We start from the raw sequence: 17,984 nt of genomic DNA, 5'->3' as shown, positions 1-17,984 counted from the left end.
TCCTGGTGTTTGAGTTCGCGGTTGGCCTGCGGCGCAGGATGTTTGGTGGTCGGCTTAGCGGCCGATGAGGTTGGCCGGCGTGCTGGAGGCTGGGGTTCGTGGCGACACGGGTGTTCGCGGATGAGGAACTGGAGCGTCTGCGGGGTTCCCGGAGATCAGCCGCGAGGAACTGTTCCGGTTCTTCACGCTTACGCCTGCTGACGTGGCGTTCGTCGACCCCGGCCGCGGTCGCGGACCAGCGGACCGGCTGGGACTCGCCCTCGCGCTGTGCACATTGCCGTGGCTCGGCTTCGTTTCCGACAGGCTGACCACAGCGCCGCAGGTCGCGGTGGCTCGGTTGGCCGAGCAGCTGAATGTCGATGCGGCGCAGCTTCGTTCGTACGGCAAGCGAGCCAAGACCCGGACCGAGCACGTGCGCCTGGTGGCGCAGTATCTGAGCTGGCGGCCGGCCGGGACGATGGAGCTGAAGGAACTCGACGAGTTCCTGCTGGCGCGGGCGATGGAGCACGATTCGCCGACCCTGCTGTTCCGGCCAGTTCAGCACGGCCGAACGGAGGATGCAGCGGGAGCTGGCCGTGCGCGGCCGCTCCGGCGAGGACTGGCAAGAGCTCAACAAGGGCGAATCCTTGCACGCGCTGCGCCGCGACCTGCTCTATGCCCACGAAGGCATGATCCGGGCTCGTCATCTGGAGGACCAAACCGAACTGACCCTGGCCACGAACGCCGTAGTCGCCTGGACCACAGAATATTATGGGCTCGCGGTCGAGCGCGATCGAGGTTGATGTCGACGCCGAACTCGCTCAGCTTGGACCGACCGGTTACCGGCCGTTGCGTGTGCGCGACACCTTGTTCTGAGCACGGCCGGTCGGCTCCGCGATCAGGTCCCGTCTACCTCCGAGTCACTTGAACACAGTGTGGCGGTGCGGGTCTCGACGCGATTGATCGAGTCGATGTCAGTGTTCATCCGGTCCTGTGTTCGTGTCGCGGCATACCGCCGGGGCTCGCTTGCGGGTGCGCAGACGAGCCCCGGGGATCGCCGGGTTACCGGCCGGACGGGAGTGTTCAGATGTCGCCGAAGGCTGCCGCGTAGCGGATGACGCCACTGGGCAGGGGTTCGGTGTCCAGGCTCAGTACCATCAGCGCGTCGTCAGGGACGGACATCTTCATGGTGACGCCGTGGGTGCTGGCGCGGGTGAACCCGAAACGCGGGTAGTACTCGGGATGCCCGAGGACGGTGACGAAATGCTCACCCCTGGCCTGGGCGGCCTCGAAAGCGGCGCGGATCGCGGTCGATCCGACGCCGGTCTTCTGGTACTGGGGCAGGACCGCACACGGTCCCAGGCACAGTGCCGGGGTATCACCGATGTGCGCGCGGGTCAGCAGTACATAGCCAACGAGGGCGCCGGTGTCGTCGAGAGTGACGAGCGAGAGTCCGTCGATCCAGGCGGGGTCCTCCCGCAGCGCGTCGATGAGGTCGGCCTCTTCGGCGGTGTCGAACGCGGCAAGGTTGATCTCGCGGATCGCGGCGATATCGGCGCTGGTCTCGGCGCGAGTGGTCCAGTCGTTACGAGTACTCATGATTGTTGTCTTCCTGTGTTGAATGATGTTGTGAGACAAGACATCCAGTAACCCCGTCCGGCCCGGGCCCGCGGGCACGGACGGGCACGCCGGTGTCAGCGCTGGCGGTCGCGGAATTGGTAGGTCGCGCGCAGGTCCCGTGTGATCGCCTTGACGGTCTTGCTGCGTTTGCCGCTCTGGCGGGAGTCACCGCGGGTGGCCGCCCACTGGCTTTCCCGCATCAGTTTGCGGTACCGATCCAGCCGCCCCAGGTCCAACTCGCCGGTCACGACCGCGTCCTGCACCGCGCACCCGGGCTCGCTGCGGTGTTCGCAGTCATTGAAGGCGCAGCCGCGGGCATAGGCCTCTATCTCGGCGAACACCTGCCCGACCCCGTCGGCGACATCCTGAACGCCGATGCCCCGCAGGCCCGGAGTATCGATGAGCACCCCACCATCGGGCAAGGCCAACAATTCGCGATGCACGGTGGTGTGGCGGCCCTTTCCATCGACGGCGCGAACCTCGTTGGTGCCCATGTGTTCTCGGCCCAGCAGCGCATTGGCCAGACTCGACTTACCGGCCCCGGACGGACCCAGCAGCACCGCGGTCCCGGTCACGGTCGCGGCCAGCCTCTCGAGGCCCACACCGGTAGCGGCGCTGGTAGTGAGGATGTCAACGCCGGGAGCCAGCGCGGCCACCACGGCCTCGTCCGTACCGGGGTGCTCAGCCAGATCGGCCTTGGTCAACACGATGACCGGCCGGGCACCGCTGTCGAAAGCCAGCGCCAGCAGCCGCTCGATGCGGCCCGCGTTGACCGGTGCCGCCAGCGAGACCGCGATGACGACGGTGTCGACGTTGGCCGCGAGCACTTGTTGCTGGGAGGTGCGGTCCGAGGACGCGCGAGTGATCGCGGTACGGCGAGGCAGCAATGCCACCACCAGTGGTTGCGGTCCCGGGCGTAGCGCGGCCCAGTCTCCGGTGCACACGATGTGCTCGCGGTCCGCCCCGCTCAGCGCACTGCTATCGGCGCGCACCGGACCCGAGGCGGTGAGGGTGTCACATCGGCCGCGGTCGACCCGGACGATACGGGCCGGTATCAGCCCGGCGGCGGCGTGTTCAGCGAACATCGCAGCGAACGTCTCGTCCCAGCCGAGCGCGGACAGCTCTCGCGAAGACGATGAAGAAGTGGAAGAAAGATGAGGTGAATGCAAGGTGAGACCCTTGGATAAAGGAGCCCCGCTCGGATACGAACCCACCAGCAGCGACACCGCGAGCACAGCTCGGGGCGACTACCGGCAATGGGTATCGGGTTAGACCGGGACCCGGGACGTGAGGATGGTCCGGGCGCTGCGCACCGCAGCGGTCTTCACCGCAAACATCAACTCACCTCCCATTCTCTCGCACTCCAGGTCAAACACGGACGAGCCAAACTAACACGCGGCGACGATCCCCGCCAGCAGATTGTGAACGTCTTCATATGAGGGAGAGCGCTACGGCCACGGCGCGAGAGCGGGGCCGTCCCGTCGCGGCCGCGACGGGACGAAACGATCGTTTTCGACCCAAGACCAGCCGGGTCGACACCGTCAGGAAAGTGGGCAGCTTATGGGACAGTTCCGCGCGTGGGACGGTTCGGATACGCACGAGTGTCCACACGCGGGCAGAAGGACGACTCCCAAATCGACGCACACCACATTCGGCGTCTCCCGCACAACCATCTACCGCCACCTCGAACGCGGATAACATGTCCTGCCGCGTCACAAGGCGATAAGCCGCCACACGCTTGGGGTCGGGGACGAAAATCGATCTCTACCAGCGAATTACGCGATATCCGCCCGATTTTCGGCGAATACTACGGCGACCCCCACTCGGCCGGATATCGCGCTGGGGACTTGACACGAATTCAGTGCACGACTGTACACTGAGGTTGTCAGATATCCGAGCTGGCCTGCACTGCGAATGGAGTCCCACGGAGATGGACAAATTCGATCCCGGTCGAGAACTGATCAACGAACTGTCCATCGCGGCGCGCCGAGCGGGTACCGCGATCGCCGGCATCTTGGGCGACGCGGGACGCGAGAGCGCCCGCGAGCTGGTCGATCTGGCACACGAGGGCCGTGAACTGGTCGCCGGAACACTGCGTGCTCGCGCCGACGAACTCCGCCACCGCCGGTAGGCGGCCCGCCCACCCTCACGGCTCGAGGTCGAGCACACCTTTTCCGCTCTGGATGTCGAGCGGCACCGACACCTGATCATGCGCGATCAACCAGGTGCCGTCGACCTTGCGCATGCCGCTGAGACGACAGCCACCCGGAAACTGCGACCCTGGACAGCCGACTTAACCGTCATCGGCTACGAAAAGCCCTCTGACCTGTGGAAAATATTGTCGCGAAAGAATTTTCGCGGCGAGCGATGAGTTCTCACGGCAGGCACCGTCTCTATGAGTGCTACCTGTAGCCGAGATCCGGGAGAGACTCATGACCGCCAGTTCCGCCGTCACCACCGGCACCCTCGTGGTGCCGGACGCCCGCCTGTACTACGAGGTCCGTGGGGCGGGACCGCTGCTCGTCCTCGTCGGTGCTCCGATGAACGCCGCCTCGTTCGCCGCGGCCGCCGAACAGCTCGCCACCACCAACACCGTCCTGACCACCGACCCGCGCGGCCATTACGCCAGCCCCCTGGATGACCCGAACCAGGATTCGACGGTGCTCGCCCGCGCCGAGGACCTCGCCCGGCTCATCACCCACCTCGACGCGGGCCCGGCCGTGGTCTTCGGATCCAGCGGCGGCGCCGTCACCGCGCTGGCCCTGGCGCAGACCAACCCCGACCTGGTCACCACCGCCGTGGCCCACGAACCGCCGCTGCGCGAACTGCTCCCCGACGCCGACGCCCAGCGTGCGGTCACCGAGGACATCATCGCCACCTACGCCACCGGCGAGGTGATCGGCGCCTGGCGAAAGTTCTTCGCCCAAGCCGAGATTCCCCTCCCGGACCCGATGTTCGAACAGATATTCGGCGGCGACCGCGATCCTCGACAGGTGGCCAGCGAACGATTCTGGTTCGCCCACGAACTGCGCCCGACCACCGCGTGGGTACCGGACCCGCCGTTGCTGCGCTCGATTCCCACCCGCGTGATCGTCGGCATCGGTGCCGAGTCCACCGGCCAGTTCTGCGATCACACCGCACGAGAACTGGCATCGGCGCTCGGGCTCGACCCGATCCTGTTCCCTGGCGACCACATCGGATTCGTCAACGACCCCGTCAGCTTCGCCGCCCGCCTGCAAGAAGTACTCGACGAGCCGTGAGCGTGGTTACTCGCACACGCGCAGGTCGGGGGGAGAGGATGCCAGGCATGAGCGAATCGCAGGACTGGAACAGCAAGATCATCGCCGAGTTCCGAGATAACGAAGGGCGAGTGGGCGGGCCCTTCGAGGGTGCGCCGATGGCCCTGGTGCATCATCGGGGGCGGCGCACCGACCGGGAATTGGTCTCGCCGATGATGTATCTGGCCGACGAGAACGACGCCGAGGTCATGTACGTCTTCGCGTCCAAAGCCGGTGCCCCCACCAATCCCGACTGGTACTACAACCTCATCTCCGCGGGCACAGCAGCAGCCGAGGTCGGCACCGAGACCTTTGCGGTCACCGTCACCGAAGTCACCGGTGCCGAACGTGACCGCCTCTTCGCCGAGCAGGCGCGACGGTATCCCGGTTTCGCCGGATACGAGGAGAAGACGAAGGGCATTCGCACCATTCCGGTGCTGGCACTACGGCGGCGTTGATCAGGTGATGTCGCGGGCAGGGCGACCGAAAGCGCCCTGCCCCACTACTCCGGTCCGATGTGCTGGTAGTACCGCAGTCCACTGTGTGTGCGTACCTCGGCTTCCTACCGTTCGATCATGCGTTGTCGAACCTTCACCGTGCCGATCCTCACCGCCGCTCTGATCCTGTCTGCCTGCACGACCAGCGAGGCCGAGCCCGTCGCGGCAACCCGCGTGGACAACGTGCGCGGCGACCTCGACTCGATGGTCGGCTCGGGCGCCGTCGGGGCCATCGCCACGCTCACCGGGAACGGCGTGAGCACCGTCGTCAGCGCCGGTCTCGGCGATACCGCCGCAGCGACTCCGATCGCTACCGACGTTGCTCAGCATGTGCGGATCGGCAGCGTCACCAAGTCCTTCACCGCCGCGATCGTGCTGCAACTGGTGGCCGAGCACCGCATCGACCTCGACCGGTCCATCGACACGTATCTGCCCGGATTGCTCACCGGTGTCGGTGTGGACGGTCGCGCGATCACCGTGCGCCAGATCCTGGGCCACCGCAGTGGCCTGCCCGAACCGGCCCGATCTCCGGATCTCGACGAACACGAAGCGGCAAAGAACGGCCGCACCTTCACCCCGGCCGAGGAGATCGCGCTGGCGCTGGAGCACCCCGCGAAGTTCGCGCCCGGCAGCCGATTCGAATACACCAACATCAATTTCATCGTCGCGGGCATGCTGATCGAGGCGGTGACCGGGCATCGCTACACCGACGAGCTACGCGACCGGATCCTGACGCCGCTCGGCCTGTCGAACACCTACCTGCCTGCCACCGGCGAAACCGGGCTGCGCCATCCCCACCCGACCGGATACACCACGGTCGACGGGACCGTCACCGATACGACAAGGATGGAGCCGTCGGTGCCGTGGACATCGGGCGCGCTGGTCAGCACCGGCGCCGATGTGAATCGGTTCTTCCTCGCGCTGCTGGCCGGTCAGGTCGTGCCCGAGCCCCAACTGCGGCAGATGCTCGACGGAATCGACATGGGCAACGGTGACGGTATGTCCTACGGTCTGGGTATCGGATACACCCAACTGCCGTGCGGTGCCCAGTACGTCGGCCATATCGGCGGCGTCCGCGGCTTCTCCACCGTCGCGGGCGCCACCCGATCCGGCCGCGCGGTCACCATCGTCCACACCGGCGAATCGTCCTCGGTCGATCTCGGTGGGATGCTCACTCACGCGCTGTGTGAGTGAGCATCCCACCTCGTTGGTTGACGGTCAGCGCGCAGGTGGCACAGGATGCAAATCGGCATCGGGTGCATTCACTATCGCGTCACGGCAGCGCTCGCTCACCGTTCGCAGCGCCGTGATGAGCTCCGGCGGGTCGGTGACGGTGAATCCGATATCCAGCGCGGTGATCATCCAGGCCAGCGAGGCAGGGGAGTCGGCACCCAGGTGCAGCAGGCAGCTGATGTCGTCGACCGCTTCGAGGACACCCATTCCCGGCCAGACACGCTCGGCCAGCTCGGTGGCCGACCCGTGCAGGGTGACGACCGTGCGCCACGGCCACGACGCGACCGACAGCCTGTGTGACAGATAGGTCGCCGCGTCGCCGTCGGGTAATGGGCGCGGGGTGAATCGTGGGCCCGTCGGGACACGCGGCTGGAGCCGGTCGATGCGGAACGACCGCCAATCCGTCCGGTCGATATCCCAACCGACCAGATACCAGTGCCTGCTCACATTGACCAGCGAATCGGGTTCGACATCGCGGCGCGACGTGTGACCGGCGTGGTCGGTGTAGTCGAACCGCAAACGCTCGTGGCGCCGGCAGGCTTCCGCGATCGTCAGCAACGTCTCGGACGACACCCGCGGCGCTTCGGCGGCGACCCGCACCATCGACTGCTGCAAGGTTGTCAGCCGCTGCCGCAGCCGAGACGGCAGCACCTGTTCCAGCTTGGTGAGCGCGCGCAACGACGCGTCCTCGATGCCGGTGACGGTGCCGCCCGAGGTGGTGCGCAAGCCGACCGCGACAGCCACGGCTTCCTCGTCGTCGAGCAGCAGCGGTGGCATCGACGCACCAGCTCCCAACCGATACCCCGCGCTGCCCTGCAACGCCTGCACCGGATACCCCAATCCGCGCAGCCGCTCCACATCGCGGCGCACGGTGCGCGCGGTGACATCGAGCCTGATCGCGAGTTCGGCGCCGGACCACGCGCGGTGGGTCTGCAACAGCGACAGCAGACGGAGCAGCCGGGCGGATGTTTCAGCCATCTCTCCATAATGCCGTGAACTTAGGAACGATACTGACCTAAGTAATCTCTAGCGTTGCCGGTATGAGCGACATCGACAGCTTCCAGATCGACATCCCGCAGTCCGACCTCGACGACCTGCACGAGCGCCTCGCCCGCACCCGCTGGGCCGAGGACCTACCCGGCACCGGCTGGACCTACGGCCTGCCCACCACCTACCTGCGCGATCTCGCCGACTACTGGCGGACCGGTTTCGACTGGCGCGCCGCCGAAACCGCGCGCAACGCCCACCCGCAGTTCGTCACCGAGATCGACGGACAGCGCCTGCACTTCACCCACGTCCGCTCACCCGAACCGGACGCACTGCCACTGGTCCTTATCCACGGCTGGCCGTTCACCGACTTCGGTGCGACGATCGGGCCGCTGACCGACCCGCGCGCGCACGGCGGCGACCCGCGCGACGCCTTCGACGTCGTCATCCCGACCCTGCCCGGTTTCGGTTTCTCCGGATCCACACACCAACCCGGCCAGGCCGCGACGGAGCGGTCCGCCGACCTGATCGCCGCGCTGATGAGCGAACTCGGCTACGAACGCTACGGCGCGCAAGGCAGCGACGCCGGCTCATTCATCGCCCCACACCTGGGCCGCGTCGACACCGAACGAGTCGCCGGCGTGCACCTCAACGCCGCGATCACCATCCCTTCCTGGAATGACGACGGCGCAGGATACACCGAGCAGGATCAGGAAAAGCTTGCCGCACTCCAAGATTGGAGCAGCAACGAAACCTCCGCCTACGCGGGCGTGCACAGCACCCGCCCGCAAACCCTGGCCCACGCGCTCACCGATTCGCCCGCGGGCCTGCTCGCCTGGATCGTCGATGTCGTCAACACCTACAAGGACCCGGCCGCCGCGCTGCCCGAGGACTCCCTCGACCGCGACGCCATGCTCGCCGAGACTGCGATCCTGTGGTTCACCGGCACCGTCGGCTCCTCGATGCGCCTGTACAAGGAATCCCAGCAGTGGGGCGCCGACCTGCCCAGCTCCGGAGTGCCGACCGCGGTCGCGGTCTTCCCCGGCGACACCACGATTCGCGGTATCGCCGAGAAACAGAACAACCTCGTTCGCTGGACCGAATACGAGCGCGGCGGGCACTTCGCCGCGATGGAAGCGCCCGACCTGCTGATCGGCGATGTGCGCGAGTTCTTCCGTTCGTTGCGGTAGGGGCTCGGTGGCCCCTGGTCATGGCCGGGGGCCACGGCTGACTCGATGCCACGCGGCCCCGATCTCGCTCAGCCGCTCGACCGCGTAGGCAGGGTCGACCAATGCTTCAGGAGTGTGGATGCCCGGTGCGGGCCGATCGCCGCGCAGGCCGAGCAGTCGTTCGACGCCGAGTGCGATGCCGAGGGCGGTCAGCGGTCGCTGCCCCTCCCGATGGACGAGATGCTGTGCCCTGTCGAGCGGTTCGCCGGTCCGGTCGGTTCCGGCGAGATCGATCCTGATCTCGATGCAGGCAGGTTCGCCGCGACGTCTACTCGGGGTCTCGCCGACCGCGAAGTCGACTCGGACGTTCGGTGCGCCGGTCGCCAGCGCCAGGCTCGGCACATCGAGAACCGGGATGCTCTGACCAGGCAGCGCGGTGCCGTCGAGGGTGTGCACGTCCGCCCGTGCGTCGGCTTCGGCGAGCCAGGTGAAGACGCCGTCGCGCCGCACCAGACCTGCTGACGTGACCGCCGACCAGCGCTCTAGGTCCGCGACTCCCGCGGGTCCGCCGGTGTCGGTGTCATCGAGGGCGACACCGACGCGGACCGTGTCGACTCGGTCGAACTCGCGCGCGGAATCCAGTGCGGCGAGCACGACGATTCCCGCCATCAAGTGGCTGGCGACCAGAACCGGTGCCGCAGTCGACCTTTGCGTGCCCGCGATGATCTCCGGGCTGATGTCGAGGAGGCCGCTGGAGATGCTGAGGTAGGGCAGTCCGTGGTCCTGCGCGTAGTGCAGGCCGTTGAGCCGGTCGTCCCAGAGTGTCGCGACCACCGCCGAGTAGGTGTCCTCGACGAGGCCGAGATCGCGGCGGGACAGATCGATCGTCACCGCTGTCGCGGTGCCGAGTTCGTCGGCGACCCGTTGGGCGCGGCCGAGATCGCGGCCCGCGATGGTCAACGGCAGGGTCGGATACCAGCGGCGCAACAGCGCGGCGGTGTCCGATCCGGCCTGCCCCGACCCGCCCATGATCAGTACCGATTGTTCCATGGTGAATCCTCTCCAGCGACTAAGCTACAAGTTGTAACTTACTCTTTGTAGCTAAACTGAGGGAATGGCGCAAGGCAGGACGATGACCACACGATCGGGCCGACTGGCGAAGCCGGCCAGACGCGAGCAACTGCTCGACACCGCCTTGACCTTGGTGCGTGCGCACGGCACCGATGGCCTGACCTTGGCCACCCTCGCCGAGGCCGCGGGAGTGAGCAGGCCGATCGTCTACGACCACTTCGGCACCCGCCCCGAACTCCTGCTCGCGCTGTACCGCCAACTCGACGAACGCCACCGCCTGGCCGCCGAACACGCCGCCCGCGCCGCCATCCCCACCGTCGACGAGATCGCCCGCGTCATGAGTGCCGCCTACTTCGCCTGCGCCACCGACATGCCCGAGTTCGACGCGATTTCCGCCGCCCTGAAAGGGAACCCGGACGTCCAGGCGATCCAGCACGCCATGCTCGACAGCTACCGAGACTGGATGGCGGCCACCTTGCTCCCGTTCTCGTCGCTCACCACCGCGGCGCTCCGACTGCGCTGTGTCGGGGTACTCGGCGCGGCCGAGACACTGGCCGCGGAACTGAACCTGGGCGCGACGTCAGCCGAGGAAGCTGTCTCGGCCCTGACCGATCTGATCGTGGGCAGCATCGGCGCGGGAAAGCGGACCTGACAACTCGCCGGGCCGTGAGCGCCACCGCTGAGCTGGGCGAGCTCGGTCCCGGGTACGAAGCTCTGATGCCGAACGGCCTCGGCGCTGAGGTGACCTCAGCCCGCGAACGGGCGCCCGGCCCCGAAGGCGTGCCGTACGAAGTTCTCCCCGATTCGGCGATGGCCGTCCGGGTCGGGGTGCAGTGCGTCGGGTAACGGGAACTCGGCGAAGTCGCTGTCCCCGTACAGGTCCCGGCCGTCGAGATAGTGCAGGTTCGGATCGTCGACGGCCCGCTGTTCGACGATCCGAGCCAGCGCGTCGCGAATCACGGTGAGCGTCAGGCGACCCGCCGCGACGTCGGCGGGGTCGCCGGTGGCCTTGAACCGCATGGTGCCGGTCGAGAAGTCGGGCATCAGCGGGCCTGCGGTGTCCTCCTGGATCGGGCACAGGATCGGCGAAACGACCAGCAGCGGAGTGTGCGGGTGCCCGTCGCGGATGGTGTCGAGGAAGCCGTGCACCGCCGGACCGAACGCGCGCAACCGCATGGTGTCGGTGTTGACGATGTTGATGCCGACCTTGACGCTGATCAGGTCCGCTGGAGTGTCGCGCATGGCGCGGGCGGTGAACGGGTCGAGCAGTGCGCTACCGCCGAAGCCGAGGTTGATCAGTTCGACCTCACCGGCGTGCCGCGCGGCGAGCGCGGGCCAGATGCTGCTCGGGTGCGCGGCGTTGGACCCGTGGCTGATCGAACTGCCGTGGTGGAGCCACACCCGCCGTCCGTCGGTGGTGACCGGTTCGATCGGGGCGTCTGCGCGCAGGCCGATCAGCTCGGTGATCTCCGCGTGCGGCAGCCAGATCTCGATCCGCTTGTCACCGACGGGCAGATCGGTGAACCGCGCGGTGCCCGCCGGCCCCTCGGCCAGTTCGGCGGCCCCGGTACGCAGGTCGGTGATCGTCCGGACGTTGCCGCCGTCGACCGTCGCCTGCGCGGCGAGTTCGCCGTCGGCCAGCAGGTCGTAGACGCCGTCTGGCACCGCGGGCATGCCGCGGAAGGCCCGCTTGGTGGGCAGGGTGTCCAGTTCAACGGTGGTGGCGCGGGTCCGGAACACGAGCCGCACTCCGGATGGCTGCGCCTCGGCCATGGCGAGCTGACTGTCGGGGATCTGCTTGCGCGCCGCCGCAGGCAAACGATGCGGCAGCACCCCGTGCCGGGTCGATTCCAGGTCCAGGAATCCGCGCAGCAGATCGGGGGTGATGGGCGTGGTCACCCACATAGTGCCGGTCTTCATCATTCCTACTTCTCGGTGGCAGGGATTGCTCGGGTGCGCAGCAGGATGTCGAGCGAGTCGACAACCCACTCCCAGGACTGCTGTGAGTCGACGGCGGTGTGACTGAACCCACCGGCCAGCTCGAGGGTGACGTAGCCGTGGAAGACGCTGCCCAGCAGGCGAACCGCGTGGGTTTGATCGGGCTCGGTCAGGTCGTAGCCACGCAGGATCGCGCGCGTCATCTGCGCGTGGCGCACCCCCGCGCTCGCCGCTGCTGTCTCGGGATCCAGTCGTAATCGGGCGGCGTCGAAACGGCCGGGATGCGCACGCGCGTAGTCGCGGTAGGCATCGGCGAACGCGGCGAGCGCGTCCTTGCCGGACCGGCCGGCCACCGCGTTGGCGGCACGGTCGGCGAGTTCGGTGAGGGCGAACAACGCGATCCGCGTCTTCAGGTCCTCGGTGCTCTTCACGTGCGAGTACAGGCTCGCCGACTTCACGCCGAAGTGCCGCGCGAGCGCCGACACGGTCACCTGCGCGAAACCCACCTCGTCGGCGAGCTCGGCGCCCGCGAGGGTCAGCCGGTCAGGGGTCAACCCCACTCGAACCATCAACATTCTCCAATCTGGCTACTGCCAGCATGCCATTACCTATAGGTTGTAGGCAAATGTGCGCGCCAGGAGTGCCGCGAAGGAGCGAGCATCGCCGCTTAGCTCGCGGGCACCAGGTGAGCCGGGGCGCGATCCGTCTAGCCGGTGACGCGGATCCGTTGCATCATGTCGTGGTCCTCGTGGTCGAGGTTGTGACAGTGCCAGACATAGCCGCGGATCTCGGGCGGCACGTCGGCCACGCCGTGACCCATGTCGGCATGCGGCGACACCATTTCCGCACCGGCCGGAATTCGCAGCACCTGATCCGGGTCGAAACCGAGTTCGTCGACCGAGGGCCAGTACACGTAGACGCGGGTGACGGAGTCGGCCGGGCAATGCACGGTGTCTTTCCAGCCTGCCTCCCACGGGGCGGGTGGCAGGTCGGGGCCGAGAGTGAACCTGTCGACGGGCGGGTTCCAGCGCACGCCGAGTCGGGCGGGCGGCGGGTGCGTCGCCCAGTAAGCCGAGCTGAGGATCGTTTGGCGGGAGCCGATACGCTGCCGGGCCAGGTGCACGTGAATGGGGTGGTCGAATGGGGTCACATTGACGATGTCCCAACGCTCGACAGTTCCCGCCTCCGCCACTTCGATGTCGTCGGTGCGGAACGGCAGATTGTTGATCGCCATCATCGTCGGGAAGTTCGCGGCCCCACGGTCGGAGTCGTTCAAACCCATCAGCGTCATTGTGCGTGTGCGGATCGGATCACTCAGTGGCGGAAGGGGATCGGGCAGGCCGGGTCCGCCGCGCAACACGGCGGGCACCTGAGCGGGCGGGCCTTCACCGCCGACAGTGAATCGCATGATGGGCCGCAACTCCGGGACCATGAACACGGCGTTGCCGAAGTCGTTGAGTTCAGTGTTGATCAACTCGAACTGCTCACCGTCGCGTAGCCCACTGAAATCAACGAGGATGTCGGCGCGTTCGCCCGGACCCAACCGGACCAGCGCAGTCGGCACGGGGGCGTCGAGCAGTCCGAGGTCGTTACCTATCACCCAGAACGGCATCCCGTTGCTCAGCCCGAATCCGTAGGTGCGCGAATTGGATCCGTTCAGCAGCCGGAAGCGGTAGAGGGTGCGGCGCACGTCGAGGTTCGGCCATGCCACTCCGTTGACGCAGGCCACGTCCCCGAACTGGCCGGACTGGTTGTAACCCTGCGGGATATAGGTACCGACCATCGGCTGCAGGCTGCCGTCGGGGTTGAAGGTGCGGTCCTGCACGATCAGCGGGATCTCGAACTCACCGGTCGGCAATCCCAGCGGGTTATCGGCAGTCCCGGTGTCGTACTCGTCGCGCAGGTAGTACAGCCCAGCCAAGCCGGCCTGGACATTGAGCCGGGTGATGCCCATCGCGTGGTCGTGGTACCACAGCGTCGCGGCTTCTTGCCGGTTGCTGTAGACGTTGCGCTGGCTGCCGCCGTTGCGCCACGAGATCATCGGGTGCCCATCGGAATCCGGGGCGTTGACACCTCCGTGCAGGTGCACCGTCGCGCGCGGGTCGGTGCGGTCGAGTTCGGTGGTGGCGTGCATCGTGACGTCGACGTGCGGGGCGAGCACGTGGGCACCGAGGTCGTTGCGGAAGGTGATGTGCGCCGGTCGATCCCGGTGCCCTTCCAAGATCGGACCGAGCAGTGGCCGCGAATAGCCCCACGTCCGGGTTTCGGGCAGGTCGCGGTGGTATCTGTGCATGCCCGACATCGAGACCAGTTCCCCTGCGGCGGGGCGGGTTTCGGGGATCGGCAGCGCGTCGACGAACGGCTCCAGCGGCGGCGAATGATAGTTGAGCGGGGTGTAGGTGGGCGGCGGCAGCGGCGGCAATGGCAACAGGGCGGGTGGGAAGGGGGTGGTGTCGGCCTGCGCGAATCCCGTGGCGCCCAGCGCGAGCGCGCCCACCGCGCCGAACAGGAAGCCTCGCCGCGAAGCTGTCGAGGAATAGAGCTGGTTCCTCGACGCCATCTCGTACCCGACCTCTCTCCTGATCATGCCCGGGATGGTGTGCTGCGAGTCTTCATACATACCACCTTCTGCCGGGTTCCCGCGGTAGCCCGGGCGCGAGTCCAAATGTGTGGTGTATCGAGATGATCGCCGCGTGACCGTGTTCGGTCAGGCGGTCAACGCCGCAGTTACTCCGGTGCGGTGAACACGGTGTGGGCAGCGCGCCGGACGTCGCAATCGGAGTGAGTGCGCAGGGTTGTGAGCAAGTGGGCCCACTCCGGTGACCAGCCGAACTCGGTGCCACAACGGCTGATGATGGCGAGTGCGGCCAGCGCGGTAGAAGGTGTTGGACTGCAAGCGAGTTGGGAACTGACTGCGTGGAAGGTTATCGGTGGCGTGGTGTCGAGTTCGGCATTGAGACGCTGACTCAGGTGATGTGCGGGCCGGGTGACGAGGGCGCCGGTGGCGTAGCGGGCTACCTCGTCGAGGGTCGCGATGACACCGTCGGGGTCAGTCCAGCGGACCGCGACGACCGTGAGTTCGATGACCTGGTCGTGCCAGAGCGGGTCATCGGTCAGTGCGGCGACGACCGGTGCGACGATGCTGTGCGGACTGGTGGGATGGTTGCGGACGACGGTCATGAACCAGTGCAGGAGGGTGGAAAGACGCTGGTGCGCGGCTAGATCCCGGTCGACGGCGAAAAATTCGGCGCTGCGCAATCTGCGGACCGAATCGACCAGGGCCGCGGGGTGGGTGTCAGCTCGGACACCGGCCAACAGCGCGCGTAGTGCGGCCTTCCACGTACCGAGCGATTCGAGGTCGGTGAGTTGATCGACGATCACGTCGTCGGTGCCGGGCGCCCACCAGCGCTGCCACAACGGCAACGCGTCGAGGGCCGCACCGGCCAGTCGTGGATCGAGACCCGCGGCCGCGTCGCGTACGAACGCGGCGAACCTTTGTCGCTGCGGGACGGGCAACATGGTCGGTCGGATGTCGAGGATCGCGTCGGCCACCTCGGGATCGGTTGCCGCTTCGTCGAGCAGAGCCCATGTTTGGTCGTTGCCGAGCAGGAATCGTGTGGCGAACACGGCCGCGCGTCGGACATCGCGATGCGCATCGGGGTGGGTGGCGAGCCCTGCGATGATCGGAAGCGCGTCCGGTGCACGCAACTCAGCGAGGAGTCGGATACCTTCTTTCGCCGCACTGACGTTGGGCGACTCGAGAAGTGGCGCAACTGTTCTCGACAGCCGATCCGGTGCGATCCACCTGGCACAGGTCGCGATACTGCTGACCGCGACCCGAGCACGATCGTCACCCACATGCCGCGCCAGAACGCCGATGGCCGCTTCGGGCTCGTCGCTGGTGCCGAGCGCGGTGAGCGCGGCCTCGGTCACGACGAGTTCGCCGTTGTCGATAAACCACGTCAGCCGCGCGAAACTGCCCGGCAGAAGACCGAGTTGGCGGACAGCGGAGGCCCGCTCGTACGGGGTGGTCTTGCGACCGCGTGCGTAGTCGTCCAGCAGATGCGCGTAACGGTCGACGTGGTGCGGTGACCACCGGTGGAATCCGGTCACGAACATCGGCACGAACACCACCTTCGCCGACAGGAACCTGCCCGGCGTCTTGGTGTTCAGCAAGTCACCGAGCAGGTCGGTGCGACGGTTACCGATCAGGAGTTGGACCGACGGCAGAGTGATCAGGGAGCGGTCGCGGGCGAGGAGTTCATCGAGGTGGGCGTCGCGGGTAGCCGGGGCGGCGAGTGCGAGCTGAACGGCCCGGCGGACAGTCGAATCCGAGGACGAACGGCAGGCTCGCACGATCAGCCGCTGAAGTTCCGGCAGGTGGAAAGCACGGTGTTCGAGGCCCGCGGCCATGCTCAGGCAGAGGTCCCAACGGTCGCGGTCGGCGTCGGACTCGAGTCGGGGGAGCAGCGTCGCGAGAATCTGCTGTTCCGCTCCGCGGGGGAGATTGCGGTGCAGCCCGGACAGATTCGGGTCGATCGACAGGTCGGCGAGCATGCTCATGATCCGGAGCGCGGTCTCGGTGAAGGCGGCGTCGGTCGTGACGCTGCCGTGCAACAGCAGAGTACGGGTGAGTGTGCCGACTGTGCTCGAGGTGTTCCATGACCGGTCACGCGCTTGCAGGGCATCGGTGGCGAGCTGTTCGAGGCCGGGCAGGTGGTCGGTGGTGAGTAGCGACATCGGGATGCCGGCAACTGCGCGCAGCGCACTGGAGCGAACGGGGTCCTGTTCGTTGCGCAACCTCGTCAGCATGGCCAGCAGTTCGGTGATCACCGACGGATCGCGGCTACCCACCGCCGCCGTGACGAGATGGGGGTAGGCGATGGCGCGCTCGTCGGCATTGGGGCGCCGGATTGCCTCGGTCAGCACCGATTTCGCCTCTGCCCACATCAGTCGCGCAGTGAGCCGATCGGCGACCTCGGGTATGTCGGCGCCGCCGGGCCGCGACAGCAGCTCGCGGGCGATCTCCGCACGGGCAGGACCGGGAATCGCGTCGAGCAGACCGAGGTCGACCGCGGCGGGGGCCGATCCTGGGCGCGACAGCTCGGCCCCGGCGATCGCGTTTCGCCGCGACGGTGGAACGGTTCGCAGGAACTCGAGTTTCGAGCGGGCGGCGCGGTAGAGCACCCGCAGCTCGTCGTCGGGCATACATCGCATCGACCGCCACAACGCCGGGCCTGCCAGTGCGCGGCCGTTGCCGCTGGGATGCAGTATCAGTCGGCGAACCGCCTGCGGATCGTGGCGAGCCAGTCTTCCTGCCACCGGATTCAACGCCGTCACCGGGACGAATTCGACAGCCACCGCGGCCACCGCGAGCAATCGGCCAGGGGCATATTCTCCTGCCGTTGCCGCACCGGCGGTCAGCCAAGACCAGAGTTCCTGCCACTCGGCGCGGCCTGCGCCCCGTGACCGCGTCTCCACGAAATCCATCACCACACCGATGTGCTTGCTGGACAAGGAGGTCCAGTTCGGCACCGCATACGCAAGCGTCGGCAGCCACTCGGTCACTGTGGCGGCTGAACACGACGGCAACACACGCGCCGCTTCGGCGTCCCCGAACAACATCCGCAACGCCGGAACCAGCGCATCGGCGATCTGCGTCCGATCACCACGTCCGAGCGCCCGACTGATGTTCTTCCTGGTCCGCTGCGAGGCGCCCGCCAATCTGTCGACAACGACACTGGGCTCGACACCGAGACGAATCAATCCGGTCAATGCCTGACTCGCGGTCTCCTGATCCGTCGAATCGAGCTGCGACAGCAGGTAACCACGCTCTCCGCCGACAACAGCCAGATAATTCGCCGTCCGCCGCCCTGCTCGCCCCTCCCCGGCGATCTCACCGAGCAGCCTCGCGAGTTCGGCGGTCCCGACCAACCGTCGGGCCTCGACCGCCAACGTCCGCATCCGCTGCGGCACAGACATCCCCGCAACGTCGTTCAACAGCGTTCTCCCCGTATCCTTCACTCCGCCCACCGTATCTGCCCGGACCGACAGGTCCTGCTCGGCGTACTTCGAGGCGACGGTCACGGACTGAGCAGGTCCGCCAACCGGTTCCCGCTTCATGGGTGCATACAACGCGGCTGTGAGCTAGATCACGGTTGCAGTTGACCTTAGGTCAGGGTGGAAGCTCGTCGCAGCGGCACGAAGCCGAC

The 17,984-nt window shown here is 67.1% G+C and carries 15 protein-coding genes and 1 pseudogene; 8 read left to right on the top strand and 8 right to left on the bottom strand.

What is annotated here, in order from left to right; genetic code table 11:
* Positions 1–98: 98 nt before the first annotated feature.
* Positions 99–532, top strand: a pseudogene (locus tag ACFXKN_RS01445) (DUF4158 domain-containing protein); the annotation flags it as partial.
* Positions 533–557: 25 nt separating this feature from the next.
* Positions 558–782: a Tn3 family transposase gene (locus ACFXKN_RS01440; protein WP_378949028.1), complete on the top strand. Its 225-nt coding sequence runs from the start codon at positions 558–560 to the stop codon at positions 780–782.
* Between the two features lie 280 nt (positions 783–1,062).
* On the opposite strand, the gene ACFXKN_RS01435 is transcribed toward ACFXKN_RS01440, so the two are convergent.
* On the bottom strand, positions 1,063–1,578 hold the full coding sequence (locus tag ACFXKN_RS01435; RefSeq protein WP_378949025.1) for a GNAT family N-acetyltransferase: 516 nt from the start codon (positions 1,576–1,578) through the stop codon (positions 1,063–1,065).
* Positions 1,579–1,673: 95 nt separating this feature from the next.
* Complete coding sequence (rsgA, locus tag ACFXKN_RS01430) at positions 1,674–2,684, bottom strand: ribosome small subunit-dependent GTPase A (RefSeq protein ID WP_378949022.1); 1,011 nt, start codon at positions 2,682–2,684, stop codon at positions 1,674–1,676.
* Positions 2,685–3,529: 845 nt separating this feature from the next.
* Between rsgA and ACFXKN_RS01425 the strand changes: the two genes are divergently transcribed.
* The 4 genes from ACFXKN_RS01425 to ACFXKN_RS01410 all read left to right on the top strand — a co-directional run bounded on the left by ACFXKN_RS01425 (position 3,530) and on the right by ACFXKN_RS01410 (position 6,568).
* Positions 3,530–3,730, top strand: a complete 201-nt coding sequence (locus ACFXKN_RS01425) for a hypothetical protein (protein ID WP_378949018.1) — start codon at positions 3,530–3,532, stop codon at positions 3,728–3,730.
* A gap of 301 nt (positions 3,731–4,031) precedes the next feature.
* Positions 4,032–4,859, top strand: a complete 828-nt coding sequence (locus ACFXKN_RS01420; RefSeq protein WP_378949015.1) for an alpha/beta fold hydrolase — start codon at positions 4,032–4,034, stop codon at positions 4,857–4,859.
* Between the two features lie 47 nt (positions 4,860–4,906).
* On the top strand, positions 4,907–5,335 hold the full coding sequence (locus ACFXKN_RS01415; RefSeq protein ID WP_379432148.1) for a nitroreductase/quinone reductase family protein: 429 nt from the start codon (positions 4,907–4,909) through the stop codon (positions 5,333–5,335).
* 117 nt (positions 5,336–5,452) lie between these two features.
* Positions 5,453–6,568, top strand: coding sequence for a serine hydrolase domain-containing protein (locus tag ACFXKN_RS01410; protein WP_379432147.1), 1,116 nt, complete (start codon positions 5,453–5,455; stop codon positions 6,566–6,568).
* Between the two features lie 24 nt (positions 6,569–6,592).
* Here ACFXKN_RS01410 and ACFXKN_RS01405 read toward each other — a convergent pair whose 3' ends face one another.
* On the bottom strand, positions 6,593–7,585 hold the full coding sequence (locus tag ACFXKN_RS01405) for a helix-turn-helix transcriptional regulator (protein ID WP_379432146.1): 993 nt from the start codon (positions 7,583–7,585) through the stop codon (positions 6,593–6,595).
* 62 nt (positions 7,586–7,647) lie between these two features.
* Between ACFXKN_RS01405 and ACFXKN_RS01400 the strand changes: the two genes are divergently transcribed.
* The gene (locus ACFXKN_RS01400) at positions 7,648–8,784 is read left to right on the top strand and encodes an epoxide hydrolase family protein (RefSeq protein ID WP_379432145.1); all 1,137 of its coding nucleotides are present in this window, start codon (positions 7,648–7,650) and stop codon (positions 8,782–8,784) included.
* Between the two features lie 18 nt (positions 8,785–8,802).
* Here ACFXKN_RS01400 and ACFXKN_RS01395 read toward each other — a convergent pair whose 3' ends face one another.
* Positions 8,803–9,813 carry a saccharopine dehydrogenase gene (locus ACFXKN_RS01395; protein ID WP_379432144.1) on the bottom strand — a complete coding sequence of 337 codons (1,011 nt, stop codon included), beginning with the start codon at positions 9,811–9,813 and terminating at the stop codon, positions 8,803–8,805.
* Positions 9,814–9,895: 82 nt separating this feature from the next.
* On the opposite strand from ACFXKN_RS01395, the gene ACFXKN_RS01390 reads away from it, so the two are divergent.
* The gene (locus tag ACFXKN_RS01390) at positions 9,896–10,486 is read left to right on the top strand and encodes a TetR/AcrR family transcriptional regulator (protein WP_379432143.1); all 591 of its coding nucleotides are present in this window, start codon (positions 9,896–9,898) and stop codon (positions 10,484–10,486) included.
* A 95-nt stretch (positions 10,487–10,581) separates the two neighbouring features.
* Here the strand turns inward: ACFXKN_RS01390 and ACFXKN_RS01385 are convergent, their stop codons facing one another.
* The 4 genes from ACFXKN_RS01385 to ACFXKN_RS01370 form a co-directional block, all read right to left on the bottom strand.
* Positions 10,582–11,754 (bottom strand): GDSL-type esterase/lipase family protein, encoded by a 1,173-nt coding sequence (locus ACFXKN_RS01385; RefSeq protein WP_379432142.1) that lies wholly within the window; start codon positions 11,752–11,754, stop codon positions 10,582–10,584.
* A 5-nt stretch (positions 11,755–11,759) separates the two neighbouring features.
* Positions 11,760–12,341 (bottom strand): TetR/AcrR family transcriptional regulator, encoded by a 582-nt coding sequence (locus tag ACFXKN_RS01380; RefSeq protein WP_379432141.1) that lies wholly within the window; start codon positions 12,339–12,341, stop codon positions 11,760–11,762.
* A gap of 137 nt (positions 12,342–12,478) precedes the next feature.
* Positions 12,479–14,359, bottom strand: coding sequence for a multicopper oxidase family protein (locus tag ACFXKN_RS01375; protein WP_379432140.1), 1,881 nt, complete (start codon positions 14,357–14,359; stop codon positions 12,479–12,481).
* Positions 14,360–14,499: 140 nt separating this feature from the next.
* Positions 14,500–17,754 (bottom strand): hypothetical protein, encoded by a 3,255-nt coding sequence (locus ACFXKN_RS01370; protein ID WP_378948985.1) that lies wholly within the window; start codon positions 17,752–17,754, stop codon positions 14,500–14,502.
* Between the last annotated feature and the right edge of the window lie 230 nt (positions 17,755–17,984).

This window comes from Nocardia sp. NPDC059195, assembly GCF_042754695.1.
GTDB lineage: Bacteria > Actinomycetota > Actinomycetes > Mycobacteriales > Mycobacteriaceae > Nocardia.
This window is presented reverse-complemented; position numbering and strand designations above follow the sequence as displayed.